Annotated in this window: 24 protein-coding genes and 1 other annotated feature; of the genes, 3 read left to right on the top strand and 21 right to left on the bottom strand. The window is 65.1% G+C overall.

What is annotated here, in order from left to right:
* Nucleotides 1-127 precede the first annotated feature (127 nt).
* Nucleotides 128-664, bottom strand: coding sequence for a helix-turn-helix domain-containing protein (locus KF785_14645; GenBank protein MBX3148001.1), 537 nt, complete (start codon nt 662-664; stop codon nt 128-130).
* Nucleotides 665-725: 61 nt separating this feature from the next.
* Nucleotides 726-842: a sequence feature (AL1L pseudoknot), on the top strand.
* On the opposite strand from KF785_14645, the gene KF785_14640 reads away from it, so the two are divergent.
* Both KF785_14640 and KF785_14635 read left to right on the top strand, forming a co-directional pair.
* Nucleotides 768-1,496: an IS3 family transposase gene (locus tag KF785_14640; GenBank protein MBX3148000.1), complete on the top strand. Its 729-nt coding sequence runs from the start codon at nt 768-770 to the stop codon at nt 1,494-1,496. (Overlaps the previous feature by 75 nt.)
* Nucleotides 1,497-1,530: 34 nt before the next feature.
* Nucleotides 1,531-1,674 carry a hypothetical protein gene (locus KF785_14635; protein ID MBX3147999.1) on the top strand — a complete coding sequence of 48 codons (144 nt, stop codon included), beginning with the start codon at nt 1,531-1,533 and terminating at the stop codon, nt 1,672-1,674.
* Here KF785_14635 and KF785_14630 read toward each other — a convergent pair.
* The 10 genes from KF785_14630 to KF785_14585 all read right to left on the bottom strand — a co-directional run bounded on the left by KF785_14630 (nt 1,671) and on the right by KF785_14585 (nt 14,165).
* Nucleotides 1,671-1,961, bottom strand: coding sequence for a response regulator transcription factor (locus tag KF785_14630; protein ID MBX3147998.1), 291 nt, complete (start codon nt 1,959-1,961; stop codon nt 1,671-1,673). The genes KF785_14635 and KF785_14630 overlap by 4 nt on opposite strands.
* Before the next feature lie 523 nt (nt 1,962-2,484).
* Nucleotides 2,485-2,721, bottom strand: a complete 237-nt coding sequence (locus tag KF785_14625) for a transposase (protein MBX3147997.1) — start codon at nt 2,719-2,721, stop codon at nt 2,485-2,487.
* 1,427 nt (nt 2,722-4,148) lie between these two features.
* The gene (locus KF785_14620) at nt 4,149-5,315 is read right to left on the bottom strand and encodes an ABC transporter permease (GenBank protein MBX3147996.1); all 1,167 of its coding nucleotides are present in this window, start codon (nt 5,313-5,315) and stop codon (nt 4,149-4,151) included.
* Between the two features lie 10 nt (nt 5,316-5,325).
* A complete protein-coding gene (locus KF785_14615; protein ID MBX3147995.1) occupies nt 5,326-6,465 on the bottom strand; it encodes an ABC transporter permease in 1,140 nt (379 codons plus the stop codon).
* A complete protein-coding gene (locus KF785_14610; GenBank protein ID MBX3147994.1) occupies nt 6,462-7,184 on the bottom strand; it encodes an ABC transporter ATP-binding protein in 723 nt (240 codons plus the stop codon). The genes KF785_14615 and KF785_14610 overlap by 4 nt, the downstream gene beginning before the upstream one ends.
* Nucleotides 7,168-8,388 carry an efflux RND transporter periplasmic adaptor subunit gene (locus KF785_14605; protein MBX3147993.1) on the bottom strand — a complete coding sequence of 407 codons (1,221 nt, stop codon included), beginning with the start codon at nt 8,386-8,388 and terminating at the stop codon, nt 7,168-7,170. The genes KF785_14610 and KF785_14605 overlap by 17 nt, the downstream gene beginning before the upstream one ends.
* 131 nt (nt 8,389-8,519) lie before the next feature.
* Nucleotides 8,520-8,915: a type II toxin-antitoxin system VapC family toxin gene (locus KF785_14600; GenBank protein MBX3147992.1), complete on the bottom strand. Its 396-nt coding sequence runs from the start codon at nt 8,913-8,915 to the stop codon at nt 8,520-8,522.
* Complete coding sequence (locus KF785_14595) at nt 8,912-9,169, bottom strand: type II toxin-antitoxin system Phd/YefM family antitoxin (GenBank protein ID MBX3147991.1); 258 nt, start codon at nt 9,167-9,169, stop codon at nt 8,912-8,914. Before KF785_14595 ends, KF785_14600 begins: the two co-directional genes overlap by 4 nt.
* A 109-nt stretch (nt 9,170-9,278) precedes the next feature.
* A complete protein-coding gene (locus KF785_14590) occupies nt 9,279-12,548 on the bottom strand; it encodes a PD40 domain-containing protein (protein ID MBX3147990.1) in 3,270 nt (1,089 codons plus the stop codon).
* A gap of 180 nt (nt 12,549-12,728) precedes the next feature.
* A complete protein-coding gene (locus KF785_14585; GenBank protein MBX3147989.1) occupies nt 12,729-14,165 on the bottom strand; it encodes an amidohydrolase family protein in 1,437 nt (478 codons plus the stop codon).
* Nucleotides 14,166-14,259: 94 nt separating this feature from the next.
* On the opposite strand from KF785_14585, the gene KF785_14580 reads away from it, so the two are divergent.
* The gene (locus KF785_14580; GenBank protein MBX3147988.1) at nt 14,260-14,676 is read left to right on the top strand and encodes a YbaN family protein; all 417 of its coding nucleotides are present in this window, start codon (nt 14,260-14,262) and stop codon (nt 14,674-14,676) included.
* Nucleotides 14,677-14,686: 10 nt separating this feature from the next.
* On the opposite strand, the gene hslU is transcribed toward KF785_14580, so the two are convergent.
* The 10 genes from hslU to KF785_14530 form a co-directional block, all read right to left on the bottom strand.
* Nucleotides 14,687-16,090, bottom strand: a complete 1,404-nt coding sequence (gene hslU / locus KF785_14575) for an ATP-dependent protease ATPase subunit HslU (GenBank protein ID MBX3147987.1) — start codon at nt 16,088-16,090, stop codon at nt 14,687-14,689.
* Between the two features lie 74 nt (nt 16,091-16,164).
* Entirely contained in the window at nt 16,165-16,719 is a 555-nt protein-coding gene (gene hslV, locus KF785_14570; GenBank protein ID MBX3147986.1) for an ATP-dependent protease subunit HslV, read from the bottom strand.
* A 12-nt stretch (nt 16,720-16,731) separates the two neighbouring features.
* Complete coding sequence (locus KF785_14565; GenBank protein ID MBX3147985.1) at nt 16,732-17,646, bottom strand: tyrosine recombinase XerC; 915 nt, start codon at nt 17,644-17,646, stop codon at nt 16,732-16,734.
* The gene (gene trmFO / locus KF785_14560; protein MBX3147984.1) at nt 17,643-18,944 is read right to left on the bottom strand and encodes a methylenetetrahydrofolate--tRNA-(uracil(54)-C(5))-methyltransferase (FADH(2)-oxidizing) TrmFO; all 1,302 of its coding nucleotides are present in this window, start codon (nt 18,942-18,944) and stop codon (nt 17,643-17,645) included. Before trmFO ends, KF785_14565 begins: the two co-directional genes overlap by 4 nt.
* Entirely contained in the window at nt 18,941-19,456 is a 516-nt protein-coding gene (locus KF785_14555) for a shikimate kinase (protein ID MBX3147983.1), read from the bottom strand. The genes trmFO and KF785_14555 overlap by 4 nt, the downstream gene beginning before the upstream one ends.
* A gap of 10 nt (nt 19,457-19,466) precedes the next feature.
* Nucleotides 19,467-20,666 (bottom strand): chorismate synthase, encoded by a 1,200-nt coding sequence (gene aroC / locus KF785_14550; protein ID MBX3147982.1) that lies wholly within the window; start codon nt 20,664-20,666, stop codon nt 19,467-19,469.
* A 153-nt stretch (nt 20,667-20,819) separates the two neighbouring features.
* The gene (locus tag KF785_14545; GenBank protein ID MBX3147981.1) at nt 20,820-22,694 is read right to left on the bottom strand and encodes an AMIN domain-containing protein; all 1,875 of its coding nucleotides are present in this window, start codon (nt 22,692-22,694) and stop codon (nt 20,820-20,822) included.
* Nucleotides 22,695-23,240 carry a hypothetical protein gene (locus KF785_14540; GenBank protein MBX3147980.1) on the bottom strand — a complete coding sequence of 182 codons (546 nt, stop codon included), beginning with the start codon at nt 23,238-23,240 and terminating at the stop codon, nt 22,695-22,697. It lies immediately after the preceding gene.
* A complete protein-coding gene (gene pilO / locus KF785_14535; GenBank protein MBX3147979.1) occupies nt 23,230-23,868 on the bottom strand; it encodes a type 4a pilus biogenesis protein PilO in 639 nt (212 codons plus the stop codon). Before pilO ends, KF785_14540 begins: the two co-directional genes overlap by 11 nt.
* A gap of 3 nt (nt 23,869-23,871) precedes the next feature.
* Nucleotides 23,872-24,588, bottom strand: a complete 717-nt coding sequence (locus tag KF785_14530) for a PilN domain-containing protein (protein MBX3147978.1) — start codon at nt 24,586-24,588, stop codon at nt 23,872-23,874.
* Between the last annotated feature and the right edge of the window lie 5 nt (nt 24,589-24,593).

Genomic DNA, 24,593 nt, shown 5'->3' with positions numbered 1-24,593 from the left:
GCAATCGACCGCGCATCCTTCGCTTGCGAGCGCCACTGGCCCGTCACGACATTGTGGACGCTGGTGCGCATGGGCCGTCCCGATCGCAAATGCGTGCGCAGCGCCCGCGCCAGCACGCCCCGCGATTCTACGAGCAGAGACTTGTAGATCGTTTCGTGCGAGATCCGCATGGCATCGTCTTCCGGATGCTGCTTCTTGAGCACGCCAGCGGTCTGCTCTGGCGACCAGTCCTCCTGGAGTCGGGCCGCCACGTAGTCGCGCAGGGCCGGGTGCGCTGCGAGATGACACGGCTTCGGCCGTCGGGCGCGGCGTCACGTTCGGTCATCCGCATCGAGGGCCCGGTACCGACGGGCGCCCGATTCCGGCCAATCTCCCGCGCGATCGTCGAGGCGGGCCGCCCGAGTCGACGTCCAATGGCACGGTACGACTCCTGGGCGGCGAGCCCTTGCGAGATCTCTTCGCGTTCCGCCAAGGTCAGCGCGGTCGTCCGACGACGCTGCGGCGCTTGGTAGTAGCCACCGAACGGCAGAAAGATCGAGAAGATCGATCCGGGCGGTGCGCCGATCGTCCGTGCAATCTCACTGGTGGACTTCCCTTGCTTACGCAGCTCCCACACTTGCTGGCGCTTGTCCGACGGCAACCCCGGTCGACCGATCTTTGCCATGCCCCACCTCCGATGAAGGAGTATCAACGAGGGTGTTGCATTGACCACTTGAGTCTACCTCGGCGTACTTTGCCTAGGCGGAGCTCGACCGCCGCAGGACGTGATGGTGGGGTTCATTGATGCCCACCGCGCGCAGTACGGAGTCGAGCCGATCTGTGCAGTGCTGCCGATCGCTTCGTCGAAGTACTACGAGCAGCACGCCCGCCGCCGCGCGCCACAAAGGCGACCGGCACGGGCGCAGCGCGACGCGTGGCTGCACGGCGAGGTCACGCGTGTGTGGGGCACCCATCGGCGTGTCTATCGGGCGAGGAAGGTCTGGAAGACCTTGCGGCACAAGCAGATCGTGGTGGCGCGGTGTACCGTGGCGCGCCTGATGCGCGCCGAGCCTCCGGGGGTCGTGCGGGGCCGCCGAGTGGGCACGACCGTCGCCACCCCATCGGCGGAGCGGCCGCCGGACTTGGTCCAGCGAAGCTTTCAGGCGACGCGGCCGAATCAGTTGTGGGTGTCGGATCTGACCTACGTGGCGACCTGGCGGGGGTTTATCTACGTGGCCTTGCCATTGATGCGTTTGCCCGCCGTATTGTCGGCGGGCGGGCGGGCGGCGACGTCGTTGCGGAGTGATCTGGCGCTCGATGCGCTGGAGCAAGCCCTGTACGACCGCGAGACCGACGGGGCGCTCGTTCATCGGAGCGATCGCGGTGGGCAGTACCTTTCCCTGCGGTACACTGCGCGGCTGGCCGAGGCCGGGATCGAGCCCTCCGCCGAAGCCGGGGCGGTTCCTACGCCGACGCGTTGGCCGAAACGATCATCGGGCTCTACGAGACGGAGGTGATTCATCGCCAGGGACCTGGCCCGGCTTGGATGCCGTGGAGTATGCGACGCTCGAGTGGGTGGCCTGGTTTAACACGCACCGCTTGCTGCAACCGCTCGGGTATATTCCCCCGGCGGCGTACGAGGCGCAGTATGCCGCTACCGCCGCCGCCCTCATGACGGCGGACGGACTCAACTAACCGAGTCTCCGAGAATCCCGTGGCGATTCAGATTTGGGGGTCACGACAGCGGCAGCTAATAGTTCCTCAGATGGTCCGACCGATATCACACCGTTTCTTACCGCCCAGACGACGAGTTCTGCACGCGTGTGAACCCTAACGCGGGTCATAAGCCTGCGAAGGTAACAAGAGACGGTATGGGGGCTAATCCCCATACGGGCTGCAATTTGCTTAGTGGCGAATCCGGATCCGATGTATCGAACAATCTCGGATTGCCGTTGGGACAGGATAGGGAGCGTAGTTGCCATCTTTCCACGGGTCTTTGGAGGTGGAACTGGAATGCCCTCGAAAAGATGGGCAACTAGTTATGCTGCTTGAAGCAGCGTCCGTTCGTACTCGGCCGGGCTGATGTCGCCCAGCATCGAGTGCCGCCGTTCTGATTGAACCACCGATCGATGTACCGGGTGGGGGCCTGCGTTAGCTCGCGCCGGGAGGCACACGACCGTCGATGCACCAGGTTCCCGCTTGAGCGTCGCAAAGAAGCTCTCGACCACCGCGTTGTCCCAGCACGCGCCCCTGGCCACTCATGCTCACAACGGCTCCCTGCGCGGCCAGCGCTTACTGACACCGCGCACTGCGATAGACGCTGCCGCGGTCGGAGTGATGCCGCAAGCTCGGCGCGGGCTATCGCTGTGCGACCGCGCGGCCAGCAGGACCAGCAGCGCGGCATCGGTCTCGGCCCGGGGGGACGGGGGGGCACCCCCGCCACGCGTAGAACGTCGAGCGGGCCACCGACAGCAGTCGACACATCAGGGTCGGCGGATACTCCCGTCATGGCGAGCTATCACGGCACACCTCGCCTGGACCCCTTCGCGCCTCCGCCAGCGTCTCCACGGGTGGGGGAGCGTCTTCGGTGGCGGCGAGCTGTTTGGGCCAGGTGAGCAGTTGCTCATGCCGCAGGTCCAGATCGCGCGCCACCCGGCTCACCGGCCGCCCCACCTCGTTGATCTGCCGCACCGCTTCCTGCTTGAATTCCGTGAGTACTCGACGACTCGTTTCATCGTCCACCTCCCTGCCTCCACAATGGAGGCGATGGCGGTGTCCATCAAATCGAGGCCACTTCAGTCGGTACTGCGTCAACACCAGTGGAGTCGGGTCCACACGCACCGGTGAATGCACCGATAGCGATCGTCACAGTAACCTACACTCGGCTCCGGCACGTACGGGTCGGGCGAAGCGGCTCACGAGGAACTTCCCCAAGGCCGCGCACCTTAACGCGCGTAGAGAACACGGTGTCCCCCTTGAGTAGCAGGCTGAATGGCCTCGACATCGGCAACTCTAGCCATGCTGACGGCACAGCTGTTTCGCCTGATGCTAGGCTGACGTAGCCAACCGTCGGACGAAGCTCGACTGAGTGCGCGCATCCCAAGCTAGCTAAAGATTCCATGGAGTTCAACTTGGGAAAAAACCTTGCTATTCTTCATGAAGGTGGATCAGTACCGTCCACGTCAGACCGTCCACGTCAGACCAAGTTAGATCCTGGTCCAGGGGATCTACTTGCGGTAGGTAGAGTCAATCTGAATGATGCATGAGGGCCATTCGGCCCTCATGCACAGACGCTACACACCGGAGACGCGGACCTTTCACCAAGGAAGCGGACCTGAGGTAATCCCGACTCCTGATCCACATGTTGTGACAGTCTCCACCCTTGGAGGGCTGATGCGCAAAGAGCCGATTTACGACCGATCAGATCATCCACATCCTGTAGAAGTCGAAGCGGGCACCGCCGTTCGTGAGGTGCGCCGACCCCATCGCGCACCGAGACGCCTTTCATTGCTGGCGTCGCAAGTTCGGTGCGCTCCAGATCCCGGATGCCCGCCGCCTCCCGGCAACTGAGAAGGAGAATCGCCGGCCGAAGTCGCTCGTCGCCGATCCGCCGCTGAATCTCCAAGTGGTGAAGGATCTGCTTGGACCCTGCGCTACCGGGCAGCGGCCGGCCGGCACGCTCCTGCAGGTGCGGCTGGAGGGCCGATCAGCGGCGCCGGTGGGGCTATCGGCAGCGGTAGCGGGTCCTGCGGCGGGAGCGGACGCGGTGAATCGCAAACGCGTGCAGCGCGTGTATCAAGCGGTTGGGCTGCAGGTGCTGTAGGCGATCACCCATTCTTAAGTAGCAGCGATCACCCAGATGTACGCAGCTGCCCTCGCCCGATGTGGCGGATGACTCACCCTTCGAGCCTCATTCGGCTCCGGCATCGGGCGTGACCGTTCTACGGAATGAGCGATTCACATGATGGGTGTAGTGATTCATCGCGGAGGCCCCACAGGCCGCGAAGAGGCTCGCGCCACGTCGAACTCTTCCCCGGCTGGACCAAGGAGCAGGTCACGGAGCCGACCGGCGCGACGCTGATCTGGAACAGTTGACGTCGCGTCATCACCGCCTCCGATTTTCAATGGCTCGGTCTCTGCGGACCGAGCCATTGTTCTAAGCAGGCTGCCTACGCCTCCCGAAGCGCGTCGACGACCTGCTGCTTCGCCGCGCGGCGTGCCGGCAGGAGCCCGCCGAAGAAGCCCATTGCCAGCGCGAAGAGCATTCCGTTGAGCAGCAGCCCCGGCGTCACCCGAAACGCAAAGGCAATCTCGCTGAACGAAGCCCAGTTCGTGGTGCTGGTCACGAGCCCGTTGATCGGCAGGGCAAGGAGGCAGCCGATCGCCCCCCCAACCAGCGCTATGAAAACCGACTCCAGCAGGAAAGAACTCATCACGCTCCGCGGCTGAAACCCGAGCGTCAGCAGCACACCAATTTCAGGTGCACGCGAGGCCACAGCCGCATACATCGTGTTGACCGCCCCGAACACCGCACCCACCGCCATGATCGATGCGATGAACACAGCAATGAAGCTGAGCATCGTCGCCACGCCCGACGACTGGTTCTCGTAGAACGTCAGCTCACGCTCGGCGTCGACCACCAGCCGCGCATCGGCTTCGAGTGATTCTTTGACCCCGTCGAATGCCGCCGGATCCTTCATCCGAAATGTGATCGATTGGAAGACCTGACCCCGAAAGACCGGCATGAACTGCTCGTTCTCACCCCAGATCTCAGACTCGAACGAGGAGCCGCCTGCCGAGAAATGGCCAACGATGGTCCAATCCTGCTCCGCAAAGCGGACGGTCTGACCCACCCCTGCATTAGGAAACCGCTTCGCATACGAGGTCCCGACGATGACTTCGCGGGCCCCCGAACGGAAGCTGCGCCCTTCGACGATCTGCACATTCTTCCGAACCTCGAGCGCCCGCTCGCTGACGCCCCGAACGACGACGTTGGCCATCCCGCCACCGGCGGCGCGCTCCATCGGCACCACGACAAACGTCTCGGGGCTCACCATCGGCTGGCCGGAGGCGTTCTGGGCCACGAACGGCAAGCCGCTCACGATGCTGGCCACGGAGCGGCCGAGGCCGCTGTTCATCTCGGCGCCCGCACCCTTCCGCAACAGGAGCACGTTCTCAGCCGACCCGGTACTGACCAGCGCCGAGCGAAAGCCGTTGGCCATAGCATTCATTGCAACGAACACAGCCACAACGACGGCCATACCCAATGCCGTCGTCAGCGTGGAAATCGGACGCTGACGCAAGCTCCGGATGTTGTAGATGATCGGAATCTTCACGGCACCCTCCTCAGGCTACCCGCCGCAGCGCATTGACGACCGACAGCCGAGCCGACTGAAGCGCGGGAATTGCCCCGCTGACGAGACCGAGCCCGACGGCCATCGCAAGGCCCACGGCAAAGGTGCCGCCGGTGACACCAAAGCCAGGAAAGAAGGCATGTAGCGGGTTATTACCCATGAACGCTACCTTGGCGAGCCCCAAACCGAGCGCCCCACCCAGCAGCGTGATCAGGATGGACTCGGCCAGGACCAGCCCAAAGAGCGTCCCGTCCTGGAAGCCGAGCGTCTTGAGCACCGCCACTTCGCCGACCCGCTCACGCACCGACATCATCATCGTGTTGGCGGCGACGAACAGGATCGCGAAGAACACCGCCGTTCCGATGGCGCTGACCAGGAACCCGATATTGCCCCACATCGTAACGAACCCGGCCTGGAAGGCACGCTCCGTTTCCGTCTTGGTGGGCGCCGTCGAGTTCCTGAACTGCGCGTCAATCGCAGCTGCCACGTCGGCCGCAATCTCGGGTCGATCGAGCTCCAAACTGAACCAGCCCGGACTGATCGCTCCATTACTGCGTTCGTAGAGATACTCGTAGTGAAAGTAGAAGACGTTGTCGCCGAAGCTTGCCACCGTCGGCGTGTACACTGCCCGGACGACAAACTCCCAGTCGCCCGCGAAGATGGTGCCCTTGAGGCTGACCGTCTGACCAACCTGCCAGCCGTACTTCTGCATCAGTCCGACACCGACGAGCGCTGCGGTTCGTTCCCGCATGAAGGCATCCATGTCGCCGCCGGTGATCTGAATTTCCGGATACATCGGGAAATACGATTCGGCTTTGACGGCAAACTGCGCAAAGAAGTCCTGCGGATCCTGATAGTAGCCGCCGAACCAGTTGGCCCAGCTGACGCTCTTGACCCCTTCGACGGCCCGGAGCCGGTTGGCATGCGCCTCCGGAAGCACAAACGTGATCCCGGACGCGCTGGAGGTAATCAGCCGCCCTTCGCTGCCAACTTCGGCGGCGGCATCGAGCGTCGTGATGACCGACCGGAGCGTCCCGAACAGGAAGAAGGCAACCAGCACGCTCGCCACGGTCAGGAACGTCCGCTTTTTGTTACGGAACAGGTTGGCCCACACCAGCCGAGGGAGGGTCATCGCGAGAGCACCCCCTTGTCCATGTGCATGGTAGCCTGGGCTCGACCCGCGGCATGGGCATCGTGGGTCACCATGAGAATCGTCTTGCCGTACTCGCCGGAGAGGCGCTCCAGCAGGGCGAGGATCTCGTTGCCCGACGCCGCATCCAAGTCACCCGTCGGCTCGTCGCCCAGAATGATGGTCGGATCGCTGACGATGGCGCGGGCAATGCCGACCCGCTGCTGCTGCCCGCCCGAGAGCTGCCGAGGAAAGTGCTCTGCCCGGTCGGTAAGACCGACCACGGACAGAGCGGTCATGACATGGTCCCGTCGCTGCTTCTTCGACAGGTTAGTGAGCAGGAGCGGCAGCTCGACATTCTGCGCCGCGGTGAGCACCGGCAACAGGTTGTAGAACTGGAAGATGAATCCGACGTGGGTCGCACGCCATGCGGCCAGTTGGCGCGCATTCATCCTGGTAATGTCCTGCCCGTCGACGGTGACGCTGCCGCTGGTCGGGGTGTCGAGACCGGCGAGGATGTTGAGCAGGGTCGACTTGCCGCTGCCCGACGGGCCCATCAACGCCAGGAACTCGCCCTCGCGGATCTCGAGGTTCACATCCTGAAAGACCCGGATGGCCTCACTGCCCCGCCGATACGACTTGGCGAGGTCACGTATTTCGACGAGAACCCGCCCGTTGGCCGGGGTCCCCTCGACGGCAGATGCGTTATGGGGTGACGACATTGACTCGACCTCCGTCTTCAAGATCTGCTGGTGGCTTGTTGACCAGGCTTTCACCACCGGAGAGCCCGCTCCGAACCTCACGACGTCCGCCCGAAACCGGGCCGGCCTGCACGACCGTACGGCGAACCACCCCGTCGCGAACAACCCAGACGATGGTATCCGGCCCGTCGTTGCGCACCGCATCGGCCGGGACGAACACCCTGCTTGGTGCGCTTGAATCGGCTTGGGCATGGTCGAAGAATTCGACCCGGGCCCCCATTTCCGGAAGGATGCGGGGGTCCCGGTCGGTAATGGCAACCTTGACCTGGACCGTGGCGCGCTGCCGATCAGCGGTCGGTACGATCTGTCGGACCTGACCGGCGAAGGTGACTGACGGGTACGCGTCGAGCGTGATTCGGGTCGGCTGCTCGTCCTTGATCTGCGCGATGTACGCCTCGTTCACGTCCACTTCGACTTCCAGCGTGCTGAGGTCGGCCATGGTGACCACGGCGCCACGCGTCAGTCCGCCGCCGGTGGCCACCGGAGCAACGACTTCGCCGACCTCGGCGTCTTTGCGCAGCACGGTGCCGTCGAACGGGGCACGGATGTAGGTGTTGTCGAAATTGGCCCGGGCAAAGGCCAGCGCTGCCTGGGCAGCCCGGACCTGTGCCTGCTGAACATTGACGCGGGCGCCGGCACCATCGAGTTGCGCCGCGAGATTCTCGACCGCGGCGGCCGACTCCAGATTTCGAGCCAGCAGCTCGCGGGCACGGGCCAGGTCGCGACCAAGCTGGTCGCGAGCAACCTGGGCCTCCTGCAGCCCCGCCAGGGCGCGGAGGCTGTCTGCAGCTGCCTGCGCAACCGCCGCCTCGTAGTCGGCATTCTCGAGCCGCGCCAGAACCTGGCCTCGGCGAACCCGCGACCCCTCCTCGACACTGAGCGACGCGAGACGACCCGAGATCCGGGACGAGACCGAGGCCCGAGTGCGCGCCACGACATACCCGTTGGCGGTGATCCCGGACGTGTTGGCCCCACCTCCCACCACCTCGGCGCGAACGACCTGCACCTGCACCGCCGAGGGGCCTCGGAAGTACAGATAGGCGGCGCCAGCGAGGGCAACGAGGACAATCGCGACGATCCACCAGCGCTTCCGTCCATCCTCGGGCGGAAGCTGGTTTCGGTCGATCTTGAGGCGGCTCAAATCGGGCTTTGGACTCGTCATCATGGCTCCCTTGGGGGCTAGATGATACGATTCGGCATTTATTCGGTCAATACATGAGAATTGGTATGTCGTACGACATATCGTACGAAAGGTTTCGCGATATGGAAGGGGGGATTCTGACCTTGCGGCAGCTGCTATCGGTGAGGGCGAACCTGATACCCCTGACCGCTCAGGAGGCGTTCGTCGGCGGTGACCAGGGTCAAGCCATGAACCTTGGCTGTCGCCGCTAGAAGGCGGTCGGCGGGATCCTGGTGCGCCAGGCCTGCCCGCCGGCTCTCGAGAGCGACTTCAAAGGTGAAGGGCGCTTCGCGGATCGGCGCCCTTCGAATCATGCGGTCGATCCAGTCAGCCGCGTCGCCCGGCACCTGCAGCCTGCCTCGCTCGATCAGCATCACGGTCTCCCAGACGGACACCGGCGAGAGCCAGAGCTCGCTGCCGACGGACTCGAGCGCCTCCCGGAGTTCGGGGCCGAGCTGCTCCGGCTCGAGCAGGCTCCAGATCCAGATATGAGTGTCGAGCAAAAGGTTCATTCGCCGAGGGCTTCCCAGTCACCAGAGTCGCTCGCGGGATCGACGATGTTGCCGCTGACTGTGGCGCTTCCGCGCATGGCGCCAAGCCAGGCGCGTTTCCGAGCCCGCGACGACGGCGGAACCACCTCGGCGATTGGCTCTCCATGGCGTGTGATCAGCATCGGGCGGCCGGTTCGGCGGACGCGCTCGAGGACGGCAAGGCAGGTGGCCTTGAACTCGGAGATCGAAATGGTTTCCGGCGCGGATTCGACCATACCAGTAATTACTATGGTCAACGACTATAGTCAATATCTGCAGAACATGAAACAACCCCCGCCCACACAACGGGGACGGGGGCTGTTTCGGGTCAGCTGAGCGATGGGCTCAACGCCCGCTCGGTCGACGCGACCGAACCGGCGGCGGCGGCTCCTTCTGGTGAACCACCGGGTTTTCCCGGAGCATCCGAAGCGCCTCGCTGACCGCTCGCTCGAGCTGCGGATCACGCCCGGCAATGACGTCCTTCGGCGTCATCTCGACCTCGATGTCGGGCGCCACGCCTTCGTTCTCGACGGCCCACTTGCCGTCGCGATCGAAGAAGCCGCCGCGGGGCGCCAGCATCGCGCCGCCGTCGATCAGCGGCGGCGAATCCCAGATGCCCACCAGGCCGCCCCAGGTCTTGGTACCGATCAGCGGTCCGATCTTCATCCGACGGAACATGTATGGCAGCAGGTCGCCGCCGGAGCCGGCACTCTCGTTGATCAGCATGACCTTGGGGCCCCAGATGCCGACCTGCGGGGTGGTAAAGACGCGGCGATCGCCCACCGGGTTGTTGAAGTAGCCGTGGTAGTCACGCGCCAGCAGGTCGACGATATAGTCGGCTGCGGAGCCGCCGCCGTTGAAACGCTCGTCGACGACGAGGCCCTGCTTGTGCTGCTGGGCAAAGAAGTAACGGTTGAAGAAAGTGTAGCCCCCGCCCCCGGTATTCGGGAGATAGACGTAGGCCAGCCGGCCCTGCGACAGCTCATCGACCCGGCGTCGATTGGCCTCGACCCAGTCGAACTGCCGCAGCCCCGCTTCATTGCCGACCGGTACGACGACCACGCGCCGAGCGCCGTCGGTCGACGGACGATCATTGACGAGAAGCGCCGTCTGCCGATTGGCCGTGCCCTCGAGCAGCCGGTACAGATTGTCGCCTGCCGCCAGCTCGGTACCGTTGACGGCCAGGATGTAGTCGCCGACGCGAACATCGAGGCCGGGCCCATGCAGCGGGGCGCGGAGCCCGGCATTCCAGCTCTCACCAGTCAGGATCTTCGCAATCCGGTAGCGGCCGCCTACGACGTCGAAATCCGCACCCAGCAGGCCGGTATTGGCGTTCGGTACCTCGGGCAGGTCGCCGGCGAACACGAAGGAGTGTCCCACGGCCACTTCGCCGCCCAGCACGTCCTGCAGGTAGACCAGATCGGCGCGATGCCGAACATGCTCAGCGAGCGGTGCGTAGAGCGCCTTGGTCTTGACATAGTCCGCGCCATGCAGATTGGGGACGTAGAGGAAGTCCCGCTGGAACCGCCATCCTTCGTCGAACATCTGCTTGAACTCGGCCTTGGCGTCGACCAGCACTCGCATCCCGGCGGTGTTGAGGCGTCCGTTGTTCGGCGCCGGCGGCGCCTTGTCGGCGTCGACCAGGAACCATCCGCCCGCCGGCCCCGGGGTCCGATAGAGCAGCTTCTTGCCGTCGGCCGAGAGGTCGATGGTCTGCACACCTGACACGAAGGACGTGGCTTTGCGCTCGCGCAGCTGGTAGCGATGCAAGGCGTTGCCGGGCGGTGGGCCCGCCGCCGCGCCGGTCGCGGGAATCGGCTCGAGGAAGAAGAGGGTTCCGGCCGGTCCGGCACGGAGGGTGTGGTAGGAACGGGCCGGGACATCCAGCGCAACCGTGCGCCCGGCCAGGCCGTCGAAGTCGATGTTGACCGTGACCGCGCCAGCCGCGGCGGGCGGCTTCGGTTTGGTCGTATCGGCCACGACCTCCTCATCACTCTCGGGCAGCAGGGGCGAAGGCTCTCCCTTGCTGAGCACAGTGAGATAGATCGACCGGGTGACCGGCCGTTCGTACGACTGCATCTCGAGCCAGCCCGTATTGAGGCCGAAGTTGGTCGAGCCCAGGTAGTAGAGGTACTTGCCCGAGGCATCCCACGCCGGCCAGACGGCATCGGCCATGCCGTCGGTTACCTGCCTGACGGTGCCGGTGCCAAGCTCGTAGATGTAGATCGCCCGCAGCTGCGAATCGAGCCGTTTGGCATAGGCGATCCACCTCGAATCCGGGCTCCAGACTGGATTCATCGACCGTTCCGGCACCATGTAGGTGTCACGATCGGCCTCGGTCGCCTTGCCCGTGGCCACGTCGACGACCCAGAGGGTGAGCCCGGCGTCGGTAAAGAGCAGCTTCTTGGAATCGGGCGACCAGGCCGGCGTGAAGTAGAAGGTCGGTTTCGGCAGGGTGATTTCACGCGGCGGTGCGGCACCGTCGGCCGCGGCAATCACCAGGCGGTACTCTCCGCTCCGGTCGCTGAAGTACGAGATCCAGCGCCCATCGGGCGACCAGGCCGGGTTCCGCTCGGCCACGCCCGGCGTCGCGGTCAGGTTACGCCAGTCTCCCTTTTCCGCCGGCACCGAGAAGACGTCGCCACGGGCTTCGAAGACGACGCGCTTGCCGGTCGGCGAGACGGCGGCGTTGAAGATCAGGTTCTGCACCGATTTCCACTGCGGTGTCAGCCAGGGAAAGTCGCCGCGCACAGTAATCGGCACCGGCTGATGACGACCGGTTGCGGGGTCGAGCAGGTGGATCCGGCCGCCGTACTCGAAGACGATGGCGCCGCCACCTGCGCTCATCGTCTTGATGTCATACTCGGACAACCGGGTGACCTGCGCCAGCTGCTTGCTGCGCGTGTCGTACGACCAGATGTTCATGCCCCAGTCGCGATCGGACAGAAAGAAGACCTTCTCGCCGATCCAGACCGGGCTGACATCGCGGCTGTCGGTCCAGGGCGGCGTGACGACCTCGTGGCTGGCCATGTCGAAGATCCAGATTGGCCGAGTCTGACCGCCGCGGTAGTTGCGCCATTCGGGATCCCAGAAATTCGGCATCACATAGGCGAAGTGCCGTCCGTCGGGGCTATAGCTGCCTTCCGAACCGCGCGGAATGATCAGCGCTTCCTCCGCACCACCCGCGACCGCCACCGTCCAGAACTTGGTGATTCCCGCCGGACCCGAACTCCGCCCCGAGGAGAAGACCACACGGCGGCCATCCGGACTCCAGCCCACGACCTCGTCAGGCATCGGATGCCAAGTCAGGCGACGGGGTTCGCCCCCTTCGACCGGCACGACGTAGACGTCGAGATTGCCGCCGTACTGGCCTGTGAACGCCACCAGCTTGCCGTCAGGAGAAAGGTGCGGATTGGAGGTGGCGCCCTGGAAGCTGGTCAGCCGTCGCGCATCGCCCCCGGCGCGATCGACGATCCAGATGTTGTTGGCGTAGGCAAACGCGATATGACGCTCGCTCACGGTCGGCTGACGCAACAGGAGGGTCTGCGCCGTACCCGACGACGGCGCCAGAACAACGAGTGCGACGAGTGCGAAGACAATGGCCCACCGTTTCATGGCTGGCTCCCGAATTGTTTGACGAGCGGAGAAGGGGTTCGGCCTGTCGTCACCGCCTGGGCGACCTCGACCGACTGGACCCTGGTACGACCCCGGCGGCGGGCCGGTTTCAATCCCGACTATAACAATGGCGCCCGCCCCCGAATCCGGAAGCGGGCGCCATTGGTTATGGCCAAACGGTCAGCGGACGCCGACCTGGCCTCGCACCGCCTCGACCATCTTGGCGACGTCGTACCCGACGCCGTCGCGGAAGACGATCTCGACGTTCTTGATGTCGGTCACCTTCTGGGCCGGGTTCCCGGTCACCAGCACGAGATCCGCGTTCTTGCCAACCTGAATCGATCCGGTCTCTCCGAAGATGCCCAGTGCCTTGGCCCCATTGGAGGTGGCGATCTGAATCGCCTCGACCGGAGTAAAGCCCGCTTCGACCAGGAGTTCGACGTTGCGCTGGTTGCCATAGCCGAACAGGGCCCCACCGTTACCGGTCGGGTCGACACCCGAGCCCAGTAGGCCGCCCGCCTTGGCGAAGGCGTACTCGTACTTCATACCCGTCTTGAAGATCTCGAGCGGAATGCCGCCGTTGCTCTCCGCGATCCGGGCCCGCGAGGTGAGGTACTCGGTCCGCGCATCCGCCGACATGGCGTCGAGGGTCCGCTGCTCGAGGGGCGGCCGATTCGGCACGAACAGCTCGTAGACGACGAGGGTCGACGTCATCGGCACCTGACGATCGATCAGCGTCTGGAAGGTCTTCTTGACCTCCGGGCTGTTGACGTCGAGTCCGATGAAGCTCTGGTTCAGATTCGGCGAGCACTCGTCGGGCTTCCGGGTCTTGTCGTAGTCCGAGTTGGCAAACAAGCCGTGTTCGAGCGCGTCGATGCCGAGGGCAACCGCCTCCTGGTAGGGCACGGAGCAAAGGTGGCCGGTGAACTTGAGGCCATGCTTGTGGCCTTCTTCGATAGCCGCCTTCATGGCCGCCCGACTCACCCCAGTATAGAACTTGAGCCAGCTGACTCCCTCCTGTGCCCAGTAGGTCACCACCCGCCGGGCCTCTTCCTCGCTGTTGATCGCGACCATGGTGCTGCCGAGGCCGAGCCGCTGGCCGGTCAGATACGGGCCGGTGATAAAGAGGCGGGGACCGGGAAAGCCACCCGACTCGATCGACCGCTTCAGGTTGAGTTCGGCGTAGGGATTGTTGGCGCCCGTGGTTCGGATCGTGGTCACTCCGGCCGCGAGGTAGAGTAGTGGCGCAGAGTAGTTCGACTGCACGGCTCGACCCGCTGCCGTGGTGTAGTAGCTGTGGTCATGGAGGCCCACCATGCCCGGCATCAGGGTCTTCCCGTTGCCATCGAAGGTTCTCGCCCCCGCCGGCACCGCAACCGACCCGGCCGGCCCCACGGCCGTGATCTTCCCGCCCGCAACGACCACCGTCTGATTGTCGCGCGCCGCCGTACCCAGGCCGTCGATGACACGAACGTTGGTGAAGGCGACTGTCGGAACATCGACAGCAATGAACTGGCGCGCGCCGGGACCGAACTGCGCCGGCCGTTGCGCCGTGACGACGGTCGCGCCGGCCAGCCCGACGACGCCGGCAATGAACAGGGAAGGAACGAGACGCATGCGGATATCCTGGAGTAGAAAGCGAATGAGCAACCCGTGCCGTGCGAACAACCTTCGATTATACTGCTGATTGTGTCCAGAGTGGAGCGGTAGCGTGAACGGAACTGGTCCTGGCGACCTGGCCGACGGAAAATCCCTCGCCACGAGCCGGAGCAGGCGGTGGGCGTATGTCATGGCAGGACATACGTTTGTCGCCCTGGGCATCATCGGTGCGTTCCTCCCGATCATGCCCACGACCATTTTTCTGATCCTGGCCGCCTCGTGCTACGGCAAGGGCTCCGCTCGGCTGCACCGCAAGCTGATGAGCCACCCCACCTTCGGCCCGATCCTGCTCGACTGGGAAGCCAATCGGGCCATGACGGTCCGAACCAAGGTGATCGCGATCAGCGCCATCGTGGTCGGCTTTGCGATTGGGGCCTACTACATCCCGCTCTGGTGGATCCGGATCATCCACGTCACGATCGGGCTGGCCCTGATCAGCTACCTGCTCAGCGTCAAAACCCGACGCTGAGCGCCCATCGCTACAGGATATAGCGTCTCAGATCGTCGTCGCCAACGACTTTGGCGAGCCGCTCTTTGACCTTCTCGCCGTTCATCAGGATCGGGCTGCCATAGTCGGGCAGCTCGAACAGCACTTCGTCCATCAGGGTCGACATCACGGTATGTAACCGACGGGCACCGATGTTTTCCATCCGCTCGTTGGCCAGGCCCGCGATCCGGGCAATTTCCGCAATACCGTCATCGGTAAACTCGAGTGTCGCGCCTTCGGCCGCGACCAGCGCCTGATACTGCTTGGTCAGCGCATTCTCCGGCTCCTTCATGATCCGGATGAAGTCGTCTTCCGTCAGCGACGTGAGTTCGACCCGAATCGGAAAACGTCCCTGCAACTCAGGGATCAGATCCGACGGCTTGGACACGTGGAATGCACCGGCCGCGATGAACAGCACGTGGTCGGTGCGCACGTATCCGTACCGCGTCTGCACCGTGGAGCCTTCCACGATCGGCAGCAGGTCCCGCTGGACGCCCTCGCGCGAGATGTCCGGCCCGCCGGCTCGCGAGCGTTCGCCGGCGATCTTGTCGATTTCGTCGATGAACAGGATGCCGTGATTCTCGACTCGATCGAGGGCCTCGTTGATCACATCGTCCATGTCGACCATGCGGCGAAGCTCTTCATCGGTCAGGATGCGGCGCGCTTCCGGGATCCGCACCGTCCGCCGCTTTTTTCGCTTGGGCAGCATTTCCTGGAGCCACTCGCCCCAGTTGACGTCGGCGCCCTCCATGTGTTGCGGCGGCTGCGGCATCATGTCGAGCGAGGGATAGTTCTGCGCCTGAACCTCGATGTCGACTTCGCGATCGTCGAGCTTGCCGTCGATCAGCAGCTGCCTCAGCTTTTCCCGTGACCGGGTCCGGCGGTCGTCTTCTTCTGTGGCCTCCTTGGACACGGCACCGGTCGGCGAGACCACGAACACGCCGGGCGTTTCCGACGGCTGAGCTGCTGGAGGTGGTGGCGGCGGCGGCACCGGAGGAAGCAGCAGGTCGAGCAGACGCTCATCGGCCTTGCGCTCCGCCTGGTCGTAGACCTCGTCCTCCCGCTCAGTACGCACGAGATTGATGGCCGCATCGACCAGGTCGCGCACCATGGTCTCGACGTCGCGACCGACATAGCCGACTTCGGTGAACTTGGAGGCCTCGACTTTGACGAACGGGGCCCCCGCCAGCCGAGCCAGCCGCCGGGCGATTTCCGTTTTTCCAACCCCGGTCGGTCCGATCAGAATGATGTTCGATGGCGTGATCTCGTCCCGGATGCCCTCGGGGGCCTGACTCCGACGCCAGCGATTCCGGACCGCGATCGCAATCGCTCGCTTGGCAGCCTGCTGACCGACGATGTAGCGATCCAGCTCAGCGACGATCTGCCGCGGCGGCATTTCTTCGAGCCACGGCAGTGGCTGCTGCGCATCCGACCCGTCCGGGGCTGCCGGTACATTGGCACGCGTCTCACTCATGGCCGGACCGGCAGTTCGAGGATGGTCAGATTGCGATTGGAGTAGATGCAGATTTCCGCCGCGATCTCGAGCGACCGCTCGACGATATCTCGCGCCGATTTGCCGGGATCCGGCAAGAGCGCACGCGCAGCCGCCAGCGCAAAATTGCCCCCGGACCCGACCGCAAGTACGCCGTCATCCGCTTCGAACACCTCACCCGAACCGCTCAGGAGGTAGGTGTGTTCGAGATCGGCGGCCAGCAACAGGGCTTCGAGCCGGCGCAGCATTCGGTCGCCCCGCCAGTCTTTGGCGAGCTCCACCGCTGCCCGCGGCAGATTGGCAGGATAGCGATCGAGCTTCTCTTCGAAGCGCTCAAACAGGGTCAGCGCATCGGCCACCGAGCCCGCAAAGCCGGCCACCACACGGCCGCTCTTTAGCAGGCGAACTTTGTTGGCGGTGGCCTTCATGACGGTATCCCCAATCGTCACCTGCCCGTCGCCGCCCAGGGCAACTCGGCCGTCCTTTCGAACGCAGACGATGGTAGTACCATGAAATTCTATCGGTTGTCCCATCCTTGATTCCTTCTAGCCCGCCCGAGGGTGGGCCTTGCGATAAACGTCTTTGAGTCGCTCGACGCTGGTGTGCGTGTAGATCTGCGTGGTGCCGAGCGAGGCATGCCCCAGCAGTTCCTGAACGGCCCGGAGGTCGGCCCCCGCATCCATCAGATCCGTCGCAAAGGTATGTCGGAGCGAATGAACGCGCTGCCCTTCGACTCCAGCCGCCCGGTAGAGCCCGTGAATCCGCCGCTGCACGCTCCGGGGCGTCAACCGGGTACCCCGACGGGAGAGGAACAGGGCCTGGCGATCGCCCCGAACGTCGCGGAGCAGGGCCTCGCGAGTCTCGAGGTACCGCCGAAGCGCCGTCTCGGCCTGCCTGCCTACCGGAACAATCCGCTCTTTCCGGCCCTTACCTCGCACCCGAATCTGATTCGAGAGCAGATCGAGATCTCGAAGGTCGGCCCCGGCGAGTTCCGAGAGGCGTAAGCCGCTCGAATAGAACAGTTCGAGCATGGCCCAATCCCGCACCGGCCCGAAACGACCCTCGACCCCGCCCGTCTCAGCGGCCTGGAACACCGCCGCCGTCTGCTCACGCCTGAGGTGTGTCGGCAGTCGTTTCTCGATCTTGGGAATCCGCGCTGCTCGGGCCACGCCGTTGCTGACACCGTGGTGCACGGCCAGAAATCGGTAGAACGAGCGCAACGCGGAGAGCGCCCGCGCCGCCGATCGACGAGTCAAGCCGCGTCGCTCGAAGTCGCCCAGGTAGCCACGCACGCCAAGTCGATCGACCGATGCCCAGGTCCATTCGCCGTAGAAGTGCCCGGCAAACCGGGCAAAGGCGGTCAGGTCGCGGCGGTACGCTGCCACAGTGTTGGGTGACTGATCCCGCTCCCGCGCCAGATGGTCGAGGAAGTCGCTGAGCAGCGTGGCGTTGTCGCTCACAATCCCTCCCGCCACGCGGCAAAGTCCCGCTCCGCCCGCTCGACCAGGGCTGCCCGGCGATCGGCCTTCTTGACGGCGGTCTCGAACGGATCGAGCAGGCCGAAATTGGCGTTCATCGGCTGGAAGTGCTTCGGATCCGCCTCGGCCAGGTAGCGGTAAAGACCGCCAAGCATGGTGGTTGGTGGCGGCACGGCGATCGGCTGCCCGGTCAGCACCCGGTGCAGGTTGATCCCCGCCATGATTCCGGTGCCAAGCGACTCGGTGTATCCCTCGACCCCGGTGAGCTGCCCCGCAAAGAACACCGGCTGCTCCGCACCACGAGTCAGACCAGGGCCGAGTGCGCCAGGACTGTTGACGTAGGCGTTGCGGTGGATGCTGCCATAGCGGAGGAACTCGGCGCGCTCGAGTCCCGGTATCATCCGGAAGACGCGCTGCTGCTCGGGAATGCGCAGCCTGGTCTGGAAGCCGACCAGATTCCACATCTGGCCGGCCCGGTCCTCCCGGCGCAACTGAACCACCGCGTGAGGAATCCTCCCGGTTCGCGGATCACGCAGTCCGACGGGCTTCATCGGCCCGAAGCGCAGGGTTTCCGGACCACGGGAGGCCATTTCCTCCACGGGCAGGCATCCTTCGAAGTACGGCACCTGATCGAACTCATGTGCAGTGAACTGATCACCACTGCTCAGCGCCGTGAGGAAGGCCGCATACTGATCAGCGGACATCGGCGCGTTGAGATAGTCGTCGCCGTCGCCCTTGCCGTAGCGCGACATAGCGTACAGCACCTCGTGATCGAGGCTCTCGGCCGAGACGATCGGGGCAATCGCGTCGTAGAACGCGAGCGCACCAGTGCCCAGCTCGTCGGCAATGGCCGATGCCAGCGCGTCGGAGGTAAGCGGACCGGTCGCGACGACGCCGGGGCGCGGCAGCTCGGTTGCTTCGCCGGCAACCACGGTGATCTTCGGATGCGCCCGGATCCGGCGATCGACCTCGTCAGAGAAGATCTCGCGATCCACCACCAGGGCGGCGCCGCCTGGCACTCGGGCCAGGTCTGCCGCGGTCAGCAGCAGACTGCCCAGCGACCGCAGCTCCGCCTTGAGCAACCCGTGGGCGTTGACGGTCTCGACCGACTTGAAGGAGTTGCTGCAGACCAGCTCGGCCAGCTTTCCCGTCTGGTGCGCAGGGGTCGACACTGCCGGGCGCATTTCGTGGAGGGTAACCTCGACGCCACGCTCGGCCAGCGCCCAGGCGGCCTCCGAGCCGGCCAGGCCGCCACCGATCACCGTCGCGCGGAGACTCATGGCCACCCGGCGCGGGCCCGCGCCAGGCCGAGCAGGGTGTCGGCAACGGCGTCCGCGGCCACCCCGGTGACGTCGATCTCCGCCTGAGCCTGCCGATACCAGGGCAGCCGCTCCCGTGCCAACGAGGCAAGCCGGGCCCGGCGATCACCTCCGGCCAGGAGCGGGCGAGCGCGATCGTCCGCCAGGCGTGCCGCCGCCTCGTCGGGGTCGACGGCAAGGTGCACGACGAATGCCTGCACGCCTACCGACGCGAGATTGCCGGGCTGCGCCGCCCATCCTCCGCCCGGGGTGATCACGTGCGGCGGCAACCGGAGCGCTTCGACCACGGCTCGGTGCTCGCGGACGCGGAATGCCGGTTCGCCCTCGGACTCGAAGAGCTCGCCGACCGTCTGCCCGGTTGCCCGCTCGAGCAGGGGGTCGATGTCGGTCCAATGGGTCCCGAGCCGCTCGGCGAGGAGGCGCCCCACCGTCGACTTCCCGGCTCCAGGCAGCCCGATCAGCACCAGATGCACCACAGGCGCCTCACGAATCCGGCGGAGACCAGCGGCGACCGAGCCCGGCCAGATAGCTCTCGAGGTTCCGTTCCAACTCGCCCATCGAATCGCCCCCGAACTTTTCCAGCATCGCGTCCGCCAGCACGACCGCGACCATGCTCTCGGCAATAACGCCAAGCGCCGGGACGGCCGTCACATCTGAACGCTCGCTGGCGGCCTGGGCCGGTTTGCCGGTCAGCAGGTCGACCGTAGCAAGCGGGCTCATCAGCGTGGCAATCGGTTTCTTGGCGACGCGAATCACCAGCGGTTCTCCGGTTGTGATGCCGCCTTCGAGACCGCCGGCACGATTGGTTGCCCGCGTAAATCCGCCGCGACGATCGAGATGGCGCGGCTCGGGGGCGGCAATCGGATCGTGGACTTCGGAACCCGGACGCCGGGCAGCTTCGAAGCCCAACCCGATCTCGACGCCTTTCACCGCTGGAATGGCCATCAGAATGCCGGCCAGTCGGCCGTCGAGCTTGCGGTCCCAGGCGACATGACTGCCCAGCCCGACGGGCAGCCCCGTCACCACCACCTCGACCTCGCCACCGAGGGTGTCGCCGGCCTTCTTGGCGGCGTCGATCACCGTGATGATCTCGCGCTCGGCAACCGGATCGAGCACCCGGACCGGCGAGGCATCGGCTGCAGCATTGAGATCCTCGGGCAGCCGGTCCGGACCTGCGCAGCGAACCCCGCCGAGCGAGACCACGTGGCTGCCGACCCGAACGCCGCACTGATCGAGCAGCCGCTTTGCAACGGCGCCGGCCGCGACCCGGGCGACCGTTTCCCGGGCACTGGCGCGCTCGAGGATGTCCCTGGCGTCGATCCGGTCATACTTGAGAACGCCCACCAGGTCCGCATGGCCGGGGCGCGGTCGGGTCACCCGCCGGCGGCGGACCTCTCCGGCGCCTTCGGCGGCCATCACGTCGACCCAGTTGTCCCAGTCGCGGTTTGGAATCAGCATCGCAATCGGCGACCCGAGGGTCTGCCCTGCCCTGACGCCTGCCAGGAACTCGATTGCATCAGCCTCGATCTTCATCCGGGCGCCGCGGCCATGGCCCTGCATCCGGCGGGCGAGGTCGCGATTGACCCAGCCAGCCTCGAGTTCGAGCCCGGCTGGCACCCCTTCGACGGTGGCGACAAACGCCTTCCCGTGGGATTCCCCTGCAGTCGTAAAACGGAAGTGCATCCCGGAAAAGTAACCGATACCGCGGGCGGCTGAGGTGCCGGGATTTCGCTATGAGAAGGGGACAAGAAACGACCGCCGGACCGTTCAACGAACGGCCCGGCGGTCTTGAGGGATCGGGACGAGCGAATCCCCTGGAACTACCTCTCGGTCGTGTTACCGACCCTGGTCGTCCACGATACGCGGCGTGACCAGGATGATCAGGTCCTTCCGGTTCTCGGTGTTCGACGTGAAGCTGAACAGGCTGCCCAGCAGCGGCAGGCTCGACAGCAGCGGAATTCCCGTCCTGGCGCGGGTTACGGTGGTGACCGTCAGGCCGCCGATGACCGCGGTCTCGCCGTCGCCAACCAGGATTTCGTTCTTGGTGTACTGCTTGTCGATGCTGAAGCCAAGATCGGCGGCCGAGAGCTGCTTCACCGCGGAACGCTCGGTCTCGATGTTGAGGACGATCTGCCGATTGTTGGTGACATGCGGCGTGACGTCGAGCTTGATGCCGACTTCTTTCCACTGCACGGTTGCCCGTGCGACCTGGCCCGGGCCGCCGCCGATCGAACTCGCGTCGACGACGCGGACCGGAATCTCTTCACCAACCAGCAAGGTCGCCTTCTTGTTGTCCTTGGTGGTAATGATCGGCTCGGTCTGCACGTCGGTCAGGTCGACCCGCTCGAGCGCATTGAGGAAACTCGTCAGGGTAAACCCGCCGAGCGCAATCGAATAGGTCAGGTCGAGCGCAGCGGACTGAATCGTCGCGTCGGCGTTACCGATGGCCGAGATGGCATTGCCGCCAAGGTCTACGATATTGACGCCAGGCGCGTACGGCTCGCCATCCGAGGTCGGATCAGGGCGCTGAATCAGCCGGTTGTAGAACTGCGATCCGGATCCGAGATCGTACTTGAAGCCGAGCTGCTCGACGTCGGTCCGATCGACGAAGATGATCTTCGCCTGGATCGCGATCTGGGCCGGGCGAATGTCGAGACCGGTCACGAAATCACGTACGTTCGGCACGGTCGAGCGCGGTCCGGTGATGATCAGAGAGTTGCTGCCCGTATCGGCAACCACCCGCGAGCGCGAACCCATCGGCATCACGCTCTTGACCGTCTCGACCAGTTCACCCGCGCTGGCATAGTTGATCTTGACGACCGCGGTTTCCAGCGGCTCGAGCGAATCGATGGCTGCCAGCGTTTCCGGCGCATCGACCCGAAGGATGCCGCCTTCGACTTCCTGAACCGAGAGGCCGTACGCGCCCAGAATCGCCTTGAAAGCATCGGGCCATGGCTTGTCCCGAATTTCGGCGGTAACCCGGGCGTCGATGTTTTTGCCGAGGATGATGGACCGACCGCTGATGGCCTGGAAGCCCGAGACGACGTCCTGGATGCTGGCGTTGTCCCAGCTGACCGTCAGGCGAGGCTCCTGCATCATCACGGCTGGCGAGAAGACCGACGGGCGGGCCACGCGGGACAGCGTCCGCTCGGCCGGTGCGTCAGCGGTGGCCACGGCGGGACGAACCGAGACTTCTTCGGTGTCCGGCTCGACGATCTGCGCGGCAACCGTGCGACCCGCGACCGGCGGCGCCACCACCGGTGGCAAAGCCGCCGCTGCCAGCATCGACCCGGTCGACCAGGCGACAAAGGCCTGATCGGACCCGAAGGCAACCCGGACCTCGTCCTCGCCGCGGATGACCGTGTAGGGCTTCATCCGATCCATCACGAGCACGACCCGGACGACCTCGTCGCTGAATTGGCGCACGCGCATGCCGATGACACCGGCCCGGTTGACGCCGTCGTACTGATCTCGGATGTCGGACGGAAGCGTGGCGCCTCGCAGATCGAGGACGATACGCGCCGGATCTCTCAGTGTCATGTCAGTGACAGACACGGCGCCCTGGATCCGAATTGCCAACTCGGCGCCGCCTTCGACGGACCGAAGGCTGACCGCGCGGACTTCACCACTCGGCACCGCTGCCCGAGAGACCGGCACGCCACCCAACGTCAACACGGCGGCCGCCATGACCGACCAGGAACTGAACCTCATTTAGTTCTCCTCCTGCTTGCGAAGCGACACGGTTTCCTGACGCTCCGTACCGAAGTCATCGATGGTGAAGGTGACGTCTTTGGGCCGAACGCTGGTAACCCGCATCCGTCCAAGGCGATCGCCGGGACGGAGATTGTACTTCCGATTGCCCACCTTTTCGCGCATCACGACGACACTGCCGCTGGTCGAGCGCGTATCGTAGTAGATCGCCACGAGGACGAGATCCGGCAGCTCCGGTCCGACGCGACTGGAGGCCAGCAGGGACTGGAACGGATCGCGACTCCCGCCGCCGTACGAGAAGCTTTCCCGCCCGAGCGTCTCTTCCTCGTTCGTCACTGCCGAATCGAGGGTCGTCTCGGCGGAATCGAGCGAACCTGCGGCGGAGTCCGCCGGGGCCGCTGCGGCCGAGACGGTCGCGGAATCCACCACGGCAACCGTGGCAGGTGTCAGCGCCGCCCGCTTGGCCTCGCCGTCCTCATCGCCACCGCATGCGGTCAGGGCCAGCGCAAGCGCGCTCCCGAGACCGAGCAGGGTTCTAGCGGCCATTGTGGCCTCCTTCCGGCGTTGCCGCCTGGCCCTTCACGTAGGTCCGAATCTGAAACCGCGCCTCGAGTACTGCGCGGGTGGTGTCGCCCAGCGCCCGCGCGTGTGCCGCCTGCGCAGACGCGACGGTCAGATCATAGGGAACGATGATCCGACGCAGGCTCGCAATGTCCGAAAGGAACTCGCCGATCTGATCGTAGCGGCCGACCACGGCAAGGTTATAGCTGTAGGTATCGAACGGAGCGGGACCCGCGACCACCGGCTGCGGAACCACCTGCGCCAGGTCGACCCCGCGAATCTTGGCGCGGGTCGAGATGTCGTCGAGCAGGTTGGGGACCTCGTTCCGCTCGGGCACCAGCTGACGGAGCAGCGACAGGGTGCTTCGGTTCGATTCGATCCGTGTCTTCAGTTCCTCGATGGTGCCGCGCGCCAGATCGCGCTTGACGCTGTCGGTCTGGGCCTCGAGCATGGTGATCGAGTCCTGCACCATCTTGACCTGCTCCTGCTTGACGGGCACGCCCTGCACCCCGATGGCGCTGACCGCCTCGCCGGAGTAGAACATGTATCCGATCAGGCCGGCAAAGACGACGCCGAGCAGCGGAGCGGCTTTGGGATTGTCGAGTAGAGCCATGGCTCAGTCCTCCCGCTGGGCGACGGTGGTGGTCCCCGGAGCGTTGGCCTCACCCTGCCCGGTGGCCCGCGACGGGGCCGTGGGACGCTGGTAGGTCGCTCGCAGAACGAAGGCGGTAACGGCCCGCTCCCGCTCGAGTATCGTGTTGGCCGAGACCGCGGTGACTTCGCTCAGATAGGGCGAATCCTCGAGCTGCCGCAGCAAGCGGGTGTACCCTTGGATGTCGACAGTCCGCCCGCTGATGGAGACCTGAACCGGCGGCGCAACCGCTGCGGCCGAATCGGCCACCGGCGCAGCCGCCGCGACAGACACAGTCTGGACGTCCGTGAGCCAGGTGTACGGAGGCACCGCCCGCGCGACCTCGTCGAGGATTCGCGGCCAGACGTAACGCTCGCCGTCCACCGTATTGATGGTCCGGATCTGCGCCTGGATCGAATCACGAACCGACTCGAGCCGGCGCTTTTCGCCCAGGAACGCCCGGAAGCGCTGATGCTCGGCCCGCGCCTGCTCGAGCTTCGGTTCGAGGTCGGCCAGTTCGCTCGAGGTGGTGAGCTGAGCAACCGCCACGTAGCCGAGCCAGGCGACGCTCACCGCCAGCGCAGCCAGACGGTAGGGATCCTTGATCTTCTGGCCGGCACTCTTGAGCCCCGCGAGCACGCCCGCAACGGGCGACGCCGCGCGGGCTCGTTTCGCACCCGGCTTGAGATTGATTGCAATCATCGTCG

Source organism: Gemmatimonadales bacterium (assembly GCA_019637315.1).
Lineage (GTDB): Bacteria > Gemmatimonadota > Gemmatimonadetes > Gemmatimonadales > GWC2-71-9 > SHZU01.
This window is presented reverse-complemented; position numbering and strand designations above follow the sequence as displayed.

Excerpts from the sequence above, each read along its gene's own strand:
- KF785_14645 (MBX3148001.1), bottom strand. The coding sequence starts at position 664 with ATGGCAAAGATCGGTCGACCGGGGTTGCCGTCGGACAAGCGCCAGCAA.
- KF785_14640 (MBX3148000.1), top strand. The coding sequence starts at position 768 with ATGGTGGGGTTCATTGATGCCCACCGCGCGCAGTACGGAGTCGAGCCG.
- KF785_14630 (MBX3147998.1), bottom strand. The coding sequence starts at position 1,961 with ATGGCAACTACGCTCCCTATCCTGTCCCAACGGCAATCCGAGATTGTT.
- KF785_14615 (MBX3147995.1), bottom strand. The coding sequence starts at position 6,465 with ATGACCCTCCCTCGGCTGGTGTGGGCCAACCTGTTCCGTAACAAAAAG.
- KF785_14610 (MBX3147994.1), bottom strand. The coding sequence starts at position 7,184 with ATGTCGTCACCCCATAACGCATCTGCCGTCGAGGGGACCCCGGCCAAC.
- KF785_14605 (MBX3147993.1), bottom strand. The coding sequence starts at position 8,388 with ATGATGACGAGTCCAAAGCCCGATTTGAGCCGCCTCAAGATCGACCGA.
- KF785_14600 (MBX3147992.1), bottom strand. The coding sequence starts at position 8,915 with ATGAACCTTTTGCTCGACACTCATATCTGGATCTGGAGCCTGCTCGAG.
- KF785_14595 (MBX3147991.1), bottom strand. The coding sequence starts at position 9,169 with ATGGTCGAATCCGCGCCGGAAACCATTTCGATCTCCGAGTTCAAGGCC.
- KF785_14590 (MBX3147990.1), bottom strand. The coding sequence starts at position 12,548 with ATGAAACGGTGGGCCATTGTCTTCGCACTCGTCGCACTCGTTGTTCTG.
- KF785_14585 (MBX3147989.1), bottom strand. The coding sequence starts at position 14,165 with ATGCGTCTCGTTCCTTCCCTGTTCATTGCCGGCGTCGTCGGGCTGGCC.
- hslU (MBX3147987.1), bottom strand. The coding sequence starts at position 16,090 with ATGCCGCCGCGGCAGATCGTCGCTGAGCTGGATCGCTACATCGTCGGT.
- hslV (MBX3147986.1), bottom strand. The coding sequence starts at position 16,719 with ATGGGACAACCGATAGAATTTCATGGTACTACCATCGTCTGCGTTCGA.
- trmFO (MBX3147984.1), bottom strand. The coding sequence starts at position 18,944 with ATGAGTCTCCGCGCGACGGTGATCGGTGGCGGCCTGGCCGGCTCGGAG.
- aroC (MBX3147982.1), bottom strand. The coding sequence starts at position 20,666 with ATGCACTTCCGTTTTACGACTGCAGGGGAATCCCACGGGAAGGCGTTT.
- KF785_14545 (MBX3147981.1), bottom strand. The coding sequence starts at position 22,694 with ATGAGGTTCAGTTCCTGGTCGGTCATGGCGGCCGCCGTGTTGACGTTG.
- KF785_14540 (MBX3147980.1), bottom strand. The coding sequence starts at position 23,240 with ATGGCCGCTAGAACCCTGCTCGGTCTCGGGAGCGCGCTTGCGCTGGCC.
- pilO (MBX3147979.1), bottom strand. The coding sequence starts at position 23,868 with ATGGCTCTACTCGACAATCCCAAAGCCGCTCCGCTGCTCGGCGTCGTC.
- KF785_14530 (MBX3147978.1), bottom strand. The coding sequence starts at position 24,588 with ATGATTGCAATCAATCTCAAGCCGGGTGCGAAACGAGCCCGCGCGGCG.